This is a genomic window from Micromonospora sp. NPDC005413 (assembly GCF_040606435.1).
Taxonomy (GTDB): domain Bacteria; phylum Actinomycetota; class Actinomycetes; order Mycobacteriales; family Micromonosporaceae; genus Micromonospora.
In genome coordinates, this window is the sequence record NZ_JBEXEV010000001.1 from 373,876 (window position 1) to 388,002 (window position 14,127).

Annotated in this window: 11 protein-coding genes; 8 read left to right on the forward strand and 3 right to left on the reverse strand. The window is 71.8% G+C overall.

Annotated features, from left to right (window positions below; all coding sequences use genetic code 11):
- Window positions 1-4: 4 nt before the first annotated feature.
- Genes ABZS37_RS01415 through ABZS37_RS01435 form a run of 5 tightly spaced genes read left to right on the forward strand, consistent with a single transcriptional unit; the run spans window position 5 to window position 6,319 of the window.
- Complete coding sequence (locus tag ABZS37_RS01415; RefSeq protein WP_355164817.1) at window positions 5-1,351, forward strand: NAD(P)/FAD-dependent oxidoreductase; 1,347 nt, start codon at window positions 5-7, stop codon at window positions 1,349-1,351.
- Between the two features lie 45 nt (window positions 1,352-1,396).
- Complete coding sequence (gene hppD, locus ABZS37_RS01420) at window positions 1,397-2,461, forward strand: 4-hydroxyphenylpyruvate dioxygenase (RefSeq protein ID WP_355164818.1); 1,065 nt, start codon at window positions 1,397-1,399, stop codon at window positions 2,459-2,461.
- 35 nt (window positions 2,462-2,496) lie between these two features.
- Window positions 2,497-3,639: an alpha-hydroxy acid oxidase gene (locus ABZS37_RS01425; RefSeq protein WP_355165081.1), complete on the forward strand. Its 1,143-nt coding sequence runs from the start codon at window positions 2,497-2,499 to the stop codon at window positions 3,637-3,639.
- Window positions 3,636-4,970 (forward strand): PLP-dependent aminotransferase family protein, encoded by a 1,335-nt coding sequence (locus ABZS37_RS01430; protein ID WP_355164819.1) that lies wholly within the window; start codon window positions 3,636-3,638, stop codon window positions 4,968-4,970. Before ABZS37_RS01425 ends, ABZS37_RS01430 begins: the two co-directional genes overlap by 4 nt.
- Window positions 4,967-6,319, forward strand: coding sequence for a cation:proton antiporter (locus tag ABZS37_RS01435; RefSeq protein WP_355164820.1), 1,353 nt, complete (start codon window positions 4,967-4,969; stop codon window positions 6,317-6,319). The genes ABZS37_RS01430 and ABZS37_RS01435 overlap by 4 nt, the downstream gene beginning before the upstream one ends.
- A 4-nt stretch (window positions 6,320-6,323) precedes the next feature.
- Here ABZS37_RS01435 and ABZS37_RS01440 read toward each other — a convergent pair whose 3' ends face one another.
- Genes ABZS37_RS01440 through larB form a run of 3 tightly spaced genes read right to left on the reverse strand, consistent with a single transcriptional unit; the run spans window position 6,324 to window position 9,590 of the window.
- Window positions 6,324-7,592, reverse strand: a complete 1,269-nt coding sequence (locus ABZS37_RS01440) for a nucleotide disphospho-sugar-binding domain-containing protein (protein WP_355164821.1) — start codon at window positions 7,590-7,592, stop codon at window positions 6,324-6,326.
- An 8-nt stretch (window positions 7,593-7,600) separates the two neighbouring features.
- Complete coding sequence (gene larC / locus ABZS37_RS01445) at window positions 7,601-8,902, reverse strand: nickel pincer cofactor biosynthesis protein LarC (RefSeq protein WP_355164822.1); 1,302 nt, start codon at window positions 8,900-8,902, stop codon at window positions 7,601-7,603.
- Window positions 8,895-9,590, reverse strand: coding sequence for a nickel pincer cofactor biosynthesis protein LarB (larB, locus tag ABZS37_RS01450; protein ID WP_355164823.1), 696 nt, complete (start codon window positions 9,588-9,590; stop codon window positions 8,895-8,897). The genes larC and larB overlap by 8 nt, the downstream gene beginning before the upstream one ends.
- Between larB and larE the strand changes: the two genes are divergently transcribed.
- The 3 genes from larE (at window position 9,571) to ABZS37_RS01465 (ending at window position 14,109) form a co-directional block, all read left to right on the forward strand.
- Entirely contained in the window at window positions 9,571-10,464 is an 894-nt protein-coding gene (larE, locus tag ABZS37_RS01455) for an ATP-dependent sacrificial sulfur transferase LarE (protein ID WP_355164824.1), read from the forward strand. The genes larB and larE overlap by 20 nt on opposite strands.
- 67 nt (window positions 10,465-10,531) lie before the next feature.
- Window positions 10,532-12,856, forward strand: a complete 2,325-nt coding sequence (locus ABZS37_RS01460) for an HAD-IB family hydrolase (RefSeq protein ID WP_355164825.1) — start codon at window positions 10,532-10,534, stop codon at window positions 12,854-12,856.
- On the forward strand, window positions 12,853-14,109 hold the full coding sequence (locus ABZS37_RS01465; RefSeq protein WP_355164826.1) for a zinc-binding dehydrogenase: 1,257 nt from the start codon (window positions 12,853-12,855) through the stop codon (window positions 14,107-14,109). The genes ABZS37_RS01460 and ABZS37_RS01465 overlap by 4 nt, the downstream gene beginning before the upstream one ends.
- Window positions 14,110-14,127: the final 18 nt, after the last annotated feature.

Sequence of the window (14,127 nt, forward strand, 5' to 3'; positions counted from 1 at the left end):
CGCCATGCAAGCAGAGTGGGACATCGGCATCATCGGCGGTGGGCCCGGCGGGTCCACAGCCGCCGCCTACCTGGCCAAGGCGGGGCTCTCCGTCGTGGTCTTCGAAAGCGCACACTTCCCCCGCGAACACGTGGGCGAATCGTTGGTCCCGGCCACCACGCCGGTGCTGTTGGAGACCGGGGCGATGGCCGCCGTCGAGGCAGCCGGCTTCCCGCGCAAGTTCGGCGCAGCGTGGACCTCGGCCGAGACACGGCCGGTGAGCCACCTCGGCTTCTCCAATCTCACCCATGATTTCCGGCTCGCCGAGGTCATGTTCAATGAGCGGGATCAGGCCGGCGTCGATCGGGATTACACCTTCCACGTCGACCGTGGCAAGTTCGACCAGATCCTGCTGGAGAACGCGGCGAGTCTCGGCGCGCAGGTTCACCACGGAGTGCGGGTCAACCGCGTCGACTTCGACGGCGAGCACCCCGTCATGCACACCCGCTCCGCCGACGGGCACCGCGAGGTGCCGGTGCGGATGGTGGTGGACGCCAGTGGCCGGAACACCACGCTGGGCAACCAGCTCAAGGTGAAGGTGGCCGACTCGGTCTTCAACCAGTACGCGATCCACACCTGGTTCGACGGCTTCGACCGACAGTCACTGTCGGCGGAGCAGTCCAAGTCCGACTTCATCTTCATCCACTTCCTGCCACTGACCGACACCTGGGTGTGGCAGATTCCCATCACCGACACGATCACCTCGATCGGCGTCGTCACTCAGAAGCGCCGGTTCGCCGATGCCGCCAGGCAGGATCTCGAGGCCTTCTTCTGGGAGTGCGTCGGCAGCCGGCCCGAGCTCGAGGCGGCGCTGCGGAGCGCGGATCGGGTGCGGCCGTTCAAGTCCGAGGGCGACTACAGCTACGCGATGACGCAGGTCTGCGGGGACAACTTCGTCATGGTCGGTGACGCTGCCCGCTTCGTGGATCCCATCTTCTCCACCGGCGTCAGCATCGCCCTCAACAGCGCCCGGCTGGCCTGCCAGGACATCATCGCCGCCGCCGAGGCGGGCGACTTCAAGCGCGAGAGGTTCAAGACGTACGAGATGCTGCTGCGGCGCGGCGTGCGCAACTGGTACGAGTTCATCTCGGTCTACTACCGGCTCAACATCCTGTTCACCGCGTTCGTTCAAGACCCGCGGTATCGCCTCGACGTGCTGAAGATGTTGCAGGGCAACATGTATGACGAGGCCGAGCCCAAGGCGCTCGTCGAGATGCGGAACGTCATCCGGGCCGTCGAGCAGGACCCCGAACATCTCTGGCATCCGTATCTCGGTGAGCTGTCGGCTCCGACGGCGGCTCCCATCTTCTGACCACAACGGGGGCCGTGCGGCCCCGGTAGGGGGACAACAGTGAGCGTGGGCAGCAGTGTGTTCAGTGACCTGGCCGTGCACCACGTCGAGTTCCACGTGACCGACGCGGTCTGGACGGCACGCGAGCTCGCCGCGCAGTACGGCTTCGCCGTCGTCGGCTCGCGCCGCGCCGAGGATCACGTATCGGTGGCGCTGCACCAGGGTTCGACCGTCCTCGTGGTCACCGAGGGGCTCGCCGACGCGCACCCGGCCAGCCTGTACGTGCAGCAGCACGGCGACGGCGTCGCCGACCTGGCGATGCGTACCGCGGACGCGAAGGCCGCGTTCGAGGTCGCGGTGTCCCGCGGCGCGCGGGCGGTCGTCGAGCCGGCCGCCCGCGACGGGTTCGTCACGGCCACGGTCGGCGGGTTCGGCGACGTGACGCACACGTTCGTCCAGCCGCCCGAGGGGTCGGCCGGTCCGGTGCTGCCCGGCCTGACCCCCGGCCTGCCGGACGCAGGTCCAGCGCCGGGGCTGGGCGTGGTCGACCACCTCGCTGTCTGCCTCGAGGCGGGCACGCTTGATTCGACCGTGGACTTCTACCGCACGGTGCTGAATTTCGACGTGACGTTCGAGGAACACATCCTGGTCGGCAACCAGGCGATGTTCTCGAAGGTGGTGCAGAGCCCGTCCCGGTTGGTCACGCTCACGCTGATCGAGCCGGACGTCGCCGCCGCCGCCGGGCAGATCGACGATTTCCTCAAGGGGCACGGTGGCCCTGGCGTGCAGCACGTGGCTCTGTGCTCCGCTGACATCGTGTCCTCGATCTCGGCGTTGACCGATCGCGGCGTGGATTTCCTGCGGACGCCGGACACCTACTACGACCTGCTCGGCCAGCGACTCGACCTCGCCAGGTACGACGTGGACCAGCTACAGGCGCGGAACATCCTCGTCGACGAGGACCACGACGGGCAGCTGTTCCAGATCTTCGCCAGGTCCACGCATCCGCGCCGGACGTTCTTCTTCGAGGTCATCGAGCGGCTGGGGGCGCGGACCTTCGGCAGCGGGAACATCCGGGCGCTCTACGAGGCGGTCGAGGCGGAGCGGACCAAGACCCACGACGTCCTGTGACCACCACCGCGGATCGGGAAACCGACCTGGCCGCCCTGCTCTGCCTCGACGACGTGGCGTTGGCGGCGCGGCGGGTCCTGGCCGAGCCGGTCTGGGACTACGTCGCCGGCGGCAGCGGCACGGAATCGACGTTGCGGGACAACCGGGACGCGTTCGACCGGGTCCACCTGGTCCCGCGGGTGCTGGTGGGGGCGGCGACCTGCGACCTCCGCACAGAGCTGCTGGGCACGCCGATGGGGATGCCCGTCGGGGTGGCGCCGATGGCCTACCAGCGGCTCCTGCACCCGGACGGCGAGGTGGCACTCGCCGAGGCGGCCCGTGACGAGGGCGCGGTCTTCGTGGCCAGCATGCTCAGCAGCGTGCCGGTCGAGCGGATCGCTGCCACCGGCGCGGCGGTCTGGTTCCAGCTCTACTGGCTGCACGACCGTAGGGTGGTCGCCGACCTGGTGACCCGTGCTGAGGAGGCCGGTTGCCGAGCTCTGATGCTGACGGTCGATGTGCCGCGGATGGGCCGCCGGCTGCGGGACATGCGGGCTGGGTTCACGCTGCCGGACGACGTCGTGGCCGCCAACCTGCCGCCGGAGGTCCGCGCTCCCGCACACGACGGCGGTGCCAACAGTTCGGCGCTGATGGTGCACACCGGCCTCGCGTTCGACCCGAAGCTGTCCTGGCGGGAACTGGACTGGCTGCGGCGACGCACGCGTCTGCCGATCGTCGTGAAGGGCGTCCTGCACCCGGACGACGCGGTGCGGGCGGCGGAGCTGGGGGTAGACGCGGTCGTCGTGTCCAACCACGGTGGCCGCCAGCTCGACGGCGTGGTGCCCAGCATCGCGGCGCTGGAGCCGGTGGTCGCGGCGGTGGATGGCCGGTGCGCGGTGCTGCTGGACAGCGGCGTCCGTGGCGGCCTGGACGTGGCGCGGGCGCTGGCCCTCGGCGCCTCCGCGGTGCTGCTGGGCCGGCCCGCCCTCTGGGGGCTGGCCGTGGGCGGCCGGGCCGGCGCCCGCCGGGTGCTGTCGTTGCTACGTGCCGAGTTGGAGGATGCGATGGCGATGATGGGCTGTGCCGACCTGCAGGCGTTGGGCCGCGGCACCACCGTGCCCGCAGGCGGGCCTGTGCCGACGATGCGGGGTCCGGCGCCCGGTGGTGTCCCGGCGCGGTCGGCGGGATGGTCCCCATGACCGGCGTGCCGGGGACGACCACAGTGGGCGCTCGCGCGCCGATCGCACTGACCGACCTGCATGGTTCGCTGTCCGACCCGGTGCTCGACTCGATGACCTTCCTCAATGAGATCGCCGGTCGCTTCCCGGACGCGGTGTCGTTTGCGGCCGGCCGGCCGTACGAGGAGTTCTTCGAGGTGGAGGCGGTGCACCGGTATCTGCGCCGCTACTGCGACCACCTACGCGACCAACATGGGTTGAACGAGCGTCAGGTCAACCGCACCCTGTTGCAGTACGGGCGGACCAAGGGCATCGTGCACGACCTCGTGGCCACCAACCTGTCGGTTGACGAAGGGATGGACGTCGACCCGGAGGCCATCGTGGTGACCGTGGGCGCGCAGGAGGCGATGTTCCTCGTGTTGAGGGCGTTGCGGACCGACCCCCGCGACGTGCTGCTGACAGTTTCGCCCAGCTACGTGGGGATTCGCGGCGCCGCGTCGCTGGTCGACATGACCGTGCTGGCGGTTCGGGACGGCTCGCGGGGCATCGACCTGGTCGATCTCGCCCGGGTGGTGCGGTCCGCCCGGGCGGCGGGGCAGCGCCCCCGGGCGCTGTACCTGGTGCCCGACTTCGCCAACCCGGCCGGGGCAAGCCTGGACAGGGACACCCGGGTGGCGGTGCTGCGCGCGGCCGCCGAGCACGACCTGCTGGTCCTGGAGGACAATCCGTACGGGCTGTTCCACGCAGGCGGGGACCGCCCGGCCACGCTGAAGGCCCTGGACGACGAGCGTCGCGTCGTCTATCTCGGCTCGTTCGCCAAGACCGGGATGCCCGGTGCCCGGGTGGGCTATGTGGTCGCCGACCAACTGGTGGCCACGCCGGGTGGCACCGGCCTGCTGGCGGACGAGCTATCCAAGATCAAGAGCATGTTGACCGTCAACACCTCGCCGCTGGCGCAGGCGGTCATCGCCGGCAAGTTGCTGGAGCACGGGTGCAGTCTGGTACGCGCCAACGAGCGCGAGGCCCGGGCGTACCGGCGCAACCTGCGGCACGTGCTGGACGGCCTGGCCGTCCGCTTCCCGCAGACCGGCCCGCAGGCCGGCCAGGTGTCCTGGAACACGCCGGCCGGCGGCTTCTTCGTCGTGGTGACGGTGCCGTTCGTGGTCGACGACGCGCTGCTGGAGCGCTCCGCTCGCGACTTCGGTGTGTTGTGGACGCCGATGCATCACTTCTACGCCGACGAGGGCGGGCGTCACCAGCTCCGCCTGTCGGTCAGCCTGCTGGAGCCACCGCCGATCGAGCAGGGGCTCGATCGGCTGGCGGCCCTGATCACGGAGAGGAGGCCGGCATGAGTGCCCCCGTCATGCCGTTGGGTGGCGGGCAGGTAGTGATTCTGCTCGTCCAGCTTGCGTCCCTGCTCCTGCTGGGCCTGAGCCTGGGCCGGCTGGCGGTGCGGTTCGGGCTGCCTCCGATCGTCGGCGAGCTGATGGCCGGCGTGCTGCTCGGGCCGTCGCTGCTCGGCCACGCCGCTCCGGCGATCCATGGCTGGCTGTTTCCCGCCGACGCGGCGCAGATGCACCTGCTGGACGCCGTCGCCCAGGTCGGCGTGCTGCTGCTGGTGGGGATGGCCGGCATAGAGCTGGACACCCGGACCATGCGCCGCCGCGGCCCGTCGGCCGTCCGGATCAGCCTCGGCGGCCTGCTCATCCCGATCGGCTTCGGCATCTTGATCGGTCACCTGGCCCCGGCCAGCCTGATGCCGGACACCACCGAACGTCCGGTGTTCGCGCTGTTCCTCGCCGTCGCCATGTGCGTGACGGCGATCCCCGTGATCGCCAAGACGCTGGCGGACATGAAGCTCATCCACCGCGACGTCGGGCAGTTGATCATGACATCCGGCATGGTCGACGACGCCGTGGGCTGGTTCCTGCTGTCGATCGTGTCGGCCATGGCGACCGTCGGCGTGCGCGCCGGCCAGGTCGCGCTGTCGCTGCTGCTGCTGGTGGCGTTCGTGGTCGCGGCGGTGTTCATCGGCCGGCCGCTGGTGCGCGGCGCGCTGCGGCTGGCCGGCCGGTCCGCGGAGACGGGGCCGACCATCGTCACGGCCGTGGTGATCGTCCTCGTCGGCGCGGCGATCACCCAGTCGCTGCACATGGAGGCGGTGTTCGGCGCGTTCACCGCCGGCATCCTCATCGGGCAGGCAGTCCGGGAGCGGCGGGCGTCGCTGGCGCCGCTGCGGACCATCGTGCTCACCGTGCTGGCGCCGATCTTCCTGGCCTCCGCTGGCCTGCGAATGGACCTCGGGGTGCTGCTCGATCGCGACGTCGCGCTGGCCGCCGTCGTGGTGCTGGCAGCGGCTATCCTCGGCAAGTTCGCGGGCGCCTACCTCGGTGCGCGATCCAGTCGGCTCGGCCACTGGGAGTCTCTGGCCATCGGCGCCGGCATGAACGCCCGTGGCGTGGTTGAGATCGTCGTCGCGATGGTGGGACTGCGGCTCGGCGTCCTGGACATCACCACCTTCACGATCATCGCGCTCGTCGCGATCGTCACGTCGATGATGGCACCCCCACTGCTGCGCTTGGCGATGTCCCGGGTGGCGCACAGCGCCGATGAGCTGCTCCGGAAAGCTGACCACGAGGAACAGTGGTCGACCGGGCCGGTCGTGCCGTCGGCAAAGACCGGCGCTCCGCCGGCTGCCTAGCGGGTCAACCGACGGTGTCGGCCCCGGCGGCGTCGTGCACCGCCAGGATGGCCTCGGCCGCGTTCCCCGGCCCGTCGGTGGCCGCGTACCAGCGCTGGACCTGCTCGGCCGCCTCGCGGTAGGACCCGTCGGCCAGCATCTCCGCGGCGAGCGCGGCCAGCCTCGCGCCAGCGTGCCTTGGCGCCAGCCTCCGCGCCGCGCCGACCCGTTCCAGCAGCGCGAGGTTCAGATCCTGCTCCGGCTGGAGCGCGAAGCCGAGCACCGGCGTGCCACCGGCCATCGCTGTCTGCACGCTGCCCTGCCCGCCGGCAGTGACCGCCAGGTCCACCGCCGGCATGATCAGATGGCTGGGCAGCACGCCGCCGACCATGACCCGGTCGCCGGCCATGTCGTGCAGGTCGTGATGGGTGCCGGCGACCAGCACGCGCACCGGCAGGGCGGCGATGGTCGCCACCACGCGCCGCACGAATCCGACCTCCGCCGAGTTGACTGCCACGTAGACGACCGGCCCGGGCTCGGCGAGGAAACGGGCGACCCGATCCGGCAGCGGCAGGTCCAGCCGAGCGTAGAGTGGCCCGACGCAGCGCAGCCGCGTGCTCGCGCGGTAGCCGGACCGGCCGGCCGGCCGCCAGTCGGCCACCTCCGCCGCGGGCACGCCCAGCACCTCCGGCACCTCCGGTATGAGGGCCAGGTCGCCGAGGACGAGCGAGGCGAGGCTGGGCACGGGCGCCACGCCCAGCTCGGCGGCCAGTCGGTTGAACCCGCCGCAGTAGAAGCCGACTCGAGGTGGCAGGGAGTTCGACAGCCACCGCAGCAGGGGCGCCGGCAGCAGGCCGAAATGGGTTTGGCTCGGGGCTGGCAGCAGCCCGCGCTCGAACACCGGCGGCACCCAGCTGCCGGCGTGCTCGGTGACCAGCGCGGCGCCGGCCAGCCTGGTGGACAGCAGGGTGGTCAGGGTGAAGCCGGTGACCACCGTACGGATGTCGTGCCGGCGGAAGTACTCGGCCTCCGCGGTGACGTAATCGCGCATCTCCCGGTCGGTGTACATGCTCTGACCGACGTACCCCATGCCGATCTCGTCGCGGATGAACCGGGCGCACCTCTGCGGCGTCATTCGCGGGCCGACGATGTCGTACGGGACGCCGACGTCGCGGAGCACGTGCTCGTAGGTGCCGCCGTGCGTGGCGATCCGGGCGGTCACCCCGCGCTGGCGTAGCGCGCGGTAGATCTCCAACATGCGCGAGGTGGCGGACAGGAAGCCGCAGTGCGGCATGAGGCAGATCATGCGTTCGTCGAATCCGAGAGCGGCACGGCCTCGGCAGGCGCACCGGCGCCGCGGGCGACCGCGCGCACCTCGTCCAGCACCCTGGCAACCGGCACGTCTGCGCGCTGGGCGACAGCCAGGGCATCGTCGTACTCCGGTTGCACGCTGACCAGACGGTCACCAAGGTAACCGCGCTTGACCCGCACGGCCGTGTCGCCGTACGGCAAGGCGATCTGGTCGCGGCGCAGCCGGCGGCGCTGCACGGTGGACACCCGCACGCCAAGCGTGCCGGTGTAGGTGAACACCATCCGGCAGACCAGGTCGAGCTGCGCCGGCGCGGCCAGCACGCTGAGCAGTTGCCCCGGTCGGCCCTTCCGCATCAGCACGGGAGTGCACCAGGCGTCCGCCGCGCCCACTGCCCGCAACTGCTCCAGCAGGTCTGGCCAGACCCGCGGGTCCACATCGTCGATGGTGGTGTCGACCCGGTGCAGCGGCTCGCCCAGCCACGGCGTGCCGTCGGCGTCCGTGCCAGCGGACGTGCCCACGAGCACCCGCAGGATGTTGGGGTGGCCGGACGGGTCCTTGGTGCCGGCGCCAACCCCGACCGAATGGGGCACCAACGCCGGTGGTGGTCCCCAGCCGGTGGCGATGGTGGCGAGCAGGGCCGCGCCCGAAGGCGTGCACAGCTCCATCGCGGCCGGATGGGCGGCGATCGGGGCGCCCGCGCCGGCGAGGATCTCCAGGACGGCGGGCACGGGCACCGGCATCGGGCCGTGTCCGGTGCGGACCGTGCCGGAGCCCACCGCGACCGGACCGACCACCCGGGCAGGCGCGTCGAGCAGGCCCAGATCGGCCAGCGCGAGCGCGCAACCGACCAGGTCGACCACCGCGTCGAGGGCGCCGACCTCGTGGAAGTGGATGTCCGCCAGCGGTACGCCGTGGACTCGCGCCTCGGCCCGGGCCAGCGTATTGAAGGCGGAAACCGCGAACGCGTGCACCGCCGGCGGCAGGGCGGCCCGGGTGATGATCGCGGTCACCGCCGCCAGGTCGCGGTGGGTGCCGGAGTCGGGTGCCGTGACGATCAGCCGAGCAGCGCGCAGGCCGTGCCGGCGTACGGACTCCAGCCCCAGTGTGACCGGCTCCACCGCGAGTCGCGCCACGCCCTGCTGCACGGCGGTCAGGCTTGCGCCTGCGTCGAGCAGCGCTGCCAGCAGCATGTCGCCGGCGGCGCCGTTGCTGGGGTCGACCCACATGGCGGCATTCGGTCCGGCCGAAGCGCGCGCCTCGGCCACCTCGGTCGTCTTGGGCGGCTCAGTCATTCGCGCCTGCGCAGCTCGGCGTGCGGCGGGCGATCCTGGCGGCGGCGACGCCGGCGCCGAAGCCGTTGTCCACATTGACGGTCAACACGCCCGGCGCGCACGAGTTCAGTGTGGCCAGCCACGCGGTCAGGCCGTCCAGGTGCCAGCCGTACCCGACGCTGGTGGGCACCGCGATCAGCGGGCTGCCAATCAGTCCACCGAGGACGGACGGCAGTGCGGCCTCCATCCCGGCGATCGCCACGACCACGTCGGCGCGGGCGATGCGGTCGCGCTCGGCCAGCAGCCGGTGCAGGCCGGCCACGCCGACGTCCACCACGAGGTCCGGACTCGCGCCGAAGACGGCCACGGTGGCCGCGCACTCGCGGGCGACCGGCAGGTCGCTGGTGCCTCCGCAGGCGATGGCCACCGTACCCACGGGCGTCCGGGCGGGGCCGACCACCGCGAGCCGGCACACCGGGTCCACCGTGTCGGCACCAAATTCGTCGGCGCACCGGGCCATCGCGGCGTCGCTGAGCCGGGTGGCGAGGATCGGCGTGTCGGGATGGGCGGCGCGCAACGCGTGCATCGCGCCGGTCACCTGCTCAGGGGTTTTGCCCGCGCCGTAAACCACCTCTGGGTCGCCGGTGCGCGAAAGGCGGTCCACGTCCATCCGTGCGAATCCTAGGTCGATGAATTCCGGTGCGGACACCTCACGCTCCTTCCAGTACTGTCGAGCCGTGAGACCTGATGATTGGGCCTGCGGGGCCGCAGATCAGCTCGTCGCGGAATTCACACGATACGGCAAAACGCTCGTGGCATTCTCCGGCGGCGTGGACTCCAGCGTCGCCCTGGCGGCGGCGGTGCGGGCGCTGGACCCCGCCGATGTCGCGGCGGTGACGGCGGCCTCGGCCGCGGTTCCCGCCGCGGAGGTGGCCGCGGCGCGCGACTTCTGCGGCCGGCTCGGCGTGGCGCACCACGTGCTCGGCACCCGCGAGATGGATGTCGAGGGCTACCGGGAGAACGGCCCGCGCCGGTGCTACTTCTGCAAGAGCACGCTCATCGACGCGGTGCGCGGGTTGGCCGACCGGCTCGGCTTCCAGACCGTGGTGACCGGAACGAACGCCTCGGACGTGGTGGCCGGCTTCCGACCCGGGATCGCCGCGGCCGCCGAGCGTGCCGCCCGTACACCGTTGGCCGACCTGGCGTTGGACAAGCCGACGGTGCGCGCGATAGCCCGGCTCTGGGGGTTGGACACGGCCGCCAAGCCGGCCGCCGCGTGCCTGGCCAGCCGCATCGCGTACGGCGTGACCATCTCACCGGCCCGACTGGCGCGGGTGGAGTTGGCCGAGCTGGCCGCGCGCCGTCTGTTGGACCCACACGGGGTGGTCGACCTGCGGGTCCGTGACCTGGGCGACCGCGTGCGTCTCGAGGTCGACGCGCCCGCCGTGGAGCGGGCCCGCACCGATCAGCGGCTCGCCGCGGCCATCCGCGCGGCCGGGTTCCCCGACGTGCCGCTCACCGTGGAGGCCTTTCGATCCGGGTCGATGAACGAGCTGCTCCACGACCCGGATCACTGGCGCTGAGCGGCAGTGCGGTTTTTCCGCGCGACTGTGGGCTGACGCGAGGAACGATTGGCGCTATCCTCAGTTGGTGAATTACAACCCGGGCGACCGATCCGTCACGCCGAACTGGTCTCTCGATGGTGCCCACGTCCTCCTCACCGGGGTGACCGGGTTCCTGGGGCAGGCGTCGCTGGAGCGGCTGCTCGCCGACCACCCCGACACCCGAATAACGGTGCTGGTGCGCGGTAGGGGCGCTACGTCGGGTGCCGACCGCGTCGCCGGGTTGACGCGCAAGCCGGTGTTTCGCACACTGCGTCGCCGGATGGGCGGGCCGGCGCTCGCGGAGATGCTGGCCGAGCGGGTCACCGTCATCGAGGGCGACCTCACCGACGCGGTGCCGGCGCTGCCCGACGACCTGACCACGGTCATCCACTGTGCGTCCACAGTGTCCTTCGACCCGCCGATCGACGAGGCGTTCCAGGTCAATGTCGGCGGCCTGGTCAACCTCTACGACGCGATCGTCGCGCTGCCGCGGCGTCCGCACGTGCTCCACGTCTCCACGGCGTACGTGGCCGGCGCCCGCAAGGGCGTGGTGGCGGAGGCACCGCTGGAGCACGACGTCGACTGGCAAGCCGAGCTCACCGCCGCGCTGAACGCCCGCGCCGAAGTGGAGCGCGCCTCCCGCCGTCCGGAGGCGCTGCGCGCGCTGATGGCCGAGGCCCGCGCCGAGCACGGCAAGGCCGGCCCGCAGGCGACGGCGCGGGCCGCCGAGGACGCGCGGCGCCGCCGGGTGACCGAGCGGCTGGTCGACTACGGCCGGCTGCGGGCGCACAGCGTCGGTTGGCCGGATGTCTACACGTTCACCAAGGCGCTGGGGGAGCGGGTCGTCGAGCAGTACGCCCGCGACGCGGGGCTGCGCGTCTCCGTCGTGCGCCCGGCGATCGTGCAGAGCGCCCTGCGTCATCCGTTCCCGGGTTGGTTCGACTCCTTCAAGATGGTGGATCCGATCATCCTGTCGTACGGGCGCGGCACCCTGCCGGACTTCCCGGGCCTGCCCGACGCGGTGGTTGACATCATTCCCATCGACCTGGTCACCAACGCCCTGCTGGCGGTCGCGGCCGTCGAGCCGGAGCCCGGCACGCCGATCTACTACCACGTCGGCACCGGCGCGCGGAACCCGCTCACCCAACGCCAGTTGGACGAGAACATCCGCAACTACTTTCGCCGTCATCCGCTGCCCGAGGCGGGGCGGGGTCACATCGCGGTGCCGACCTGGCGGTTCCCCGGAGCCAGCCAGATCGAGCGGAAGCTGCGCGCAGGCGAGCGCGCCGTCTCGCTCGCCGAACGGGCGTTGCTGCGGCTACCGGCCTCGCCGCGCACCCGGGACTGGATGACGAAGGTGCACAAGGAGACCAAGCGGATCGAGTCGCTGCGTCGGCTGTCCACCCTCTATGGCGTCTACACCGAGGTCGAGGCCATCTACACCGACGGCAACGTGCTGGCGCTACACCGCGAGCTGCCCGACGAGGTGATCAGCCGGGGCAGCTTCGACGTCGCTGAGGTGGACTGGCCGCACTACCTCCAGGAGGTGCACTGCCCGAGCATCACCGCGCTGCTGCGGCAGTCGGTGACCCGGCGTCCCCGGTCCGGCCGGCGCGCGCCGCTGCCGGAGGGCCGCGACATCGTGGCGGTCTTCGACCTGGAGGGCACGGTGGTGGCGTCCAACCTCATCGAGTCCTTTCTGTGGGCCCGCCTGTCCGACCGGCCGAAGGGCTCCTGGGCCAGCGAGCTCGCCGCGCTCGCCGGCGCCGCGCCGCGCTATCTGCGCGCCGAGCAGCGCAGCCGCGGTGAGTTCATCCGGACCTTCATGCGGCGGTACGCCGGCGCCTCGGAGGATGCCCTGCGTGACCTGATCCGTGACCAGCTGGGTGACGCGCTCTTGCGCCGGTCGCTGCCGGAGGCGATCCGACAGATTCGCGCGCATCGCGCGGCCGGCCACCGCACCATCCTGATCACCGGCACCGCGGACATCCTCATCGAGTCGCTGCGGCCGCTGTTCGACGATGTGGTCGCGAGCCGGCTGCACGTGCGCGACGGCGTGCTGACCGGCTTCCTGGCCGCCCCGCCACTGGTGGGCGAGGCCCGACTGGCCTGGCTCCGCCAGCACGCCGAGGACATCGGCGCTGACCTGAGCAGCTCGTACGCGTACGGCGACAGCTTCTCCGACCGATCACTGCTCGAGGGGGTGGGCAACCCGGTGGCCGTCAACCCCGATCCCAAGCTGTTCCGGCACGCCAAGCGCCACAACTGGCGCATTGAGGAGTGGGGCGGCCACACGTGCGGCCCGGTCGAAACGATGGTGGAGCTGACCACGTCGGCTGCCGGCCCCGGTGCGCGGGGAGCGGCCCGATGATGCCGGCCCTGGAGTACCGCCAGTCGACCCCCCGGTTCCTGGCCGCCCGTGGTGCCAGCTCCACCCGGCTCGGCGGTCGGATGTCCGGCGTGTTGGCCAGCAGCGTGGCGCCGCTGCGCCTGGTGCACCGAGCCGAGCCCAGCCTGCCAGCCGGCGAGTGGACCCGGCTGCGGCCGCTGCTGTCCGGCATCTGTGGCTCCGACGTCAGCCTGCTGACAGGCCGCTCGTCGCCATACTTCGGCGCGGTCGTGTCGATGCCGTTCGTGCCGGGGCACGAGGTGGTCGCGGAGACACTGGACGACCTGCCCGGCCTGGCCAAGGGCAGCCGGGTGGTGGTCGACCCGGTCCTGTCCTGTGCGGTGCGCGGCGGGCCGCCTTGCCGCTGGTGCATCTCGGGGCAGCACAGCCGGTGCGACCGGGTGACCGGCGGTCGGGTCGCTGCGGGCCTGCAAACCGGCTACTGCACCGACACCGGCGGTGGCTGGGGTCGGCAGATGATCGCCCACGCCGCCCAGTTGCACCCGGTGCCGGACACGCTGGACGACCGCCGGGCGGTGCTCGTCGAGCCGCTGGCCTGTGCGATGCATTCGGTCCGCCGGGCGGAGGTGCCGGCGGGCGCGGCCGTGCTGATCGTCGGCGCCGGCACGGTGGGCCTGCTCACCCTGCTGGCGTTGCGCGCCCTGACCAAGGCCGGCCCCATCTACGTGGTCGCCAAGCACGCGCACCAGCACACCCGGGCCCGCGAGCTCGGCGCCACCGAGGTGTTCGAGCCGGCCCGCGCGGCCCGTGCGGTGCGCCGCGCCTGCGGCGGCACGCTCGAGCGGCCCATGATCGGCGGTGATTTCCTGCTCGGCGGGGCGGATGTGGCGTTCGAGTGCACCGGCGCCGGGTCCGGGCTGGACATGGCGCTGCGGCTCGTCCGGGCCGGTGGCACGGTGCTGCTGTCCGGGATGCCCTCCGGCGGCGTGGACCTGACACCCGTCTGGTTCCGGGAGTTGAACCTCGTCGGGTCGTACGCGTCCAGCGGCAGCGCACCGCGGCCGGCCGCCGAGTCCCAGACCGATGAGCTGGAAACCGGTGAGCCCGCTGGCGGCGCGTTCGCCGAAGCGATAGCGCTGGCCACCGCGGCGCCTCTGGACGGCTACGTCGACGCGGTCTACCCGCTGTCACGTTGGCGGGAGGCGATCGGCCACGCCGCCAAGGCTGGCCAGTTGGGCGCTGTCAAGGTCGCCTTCGACCCTGGCCGGAACTGACCCAGCAGCCCCACGCAC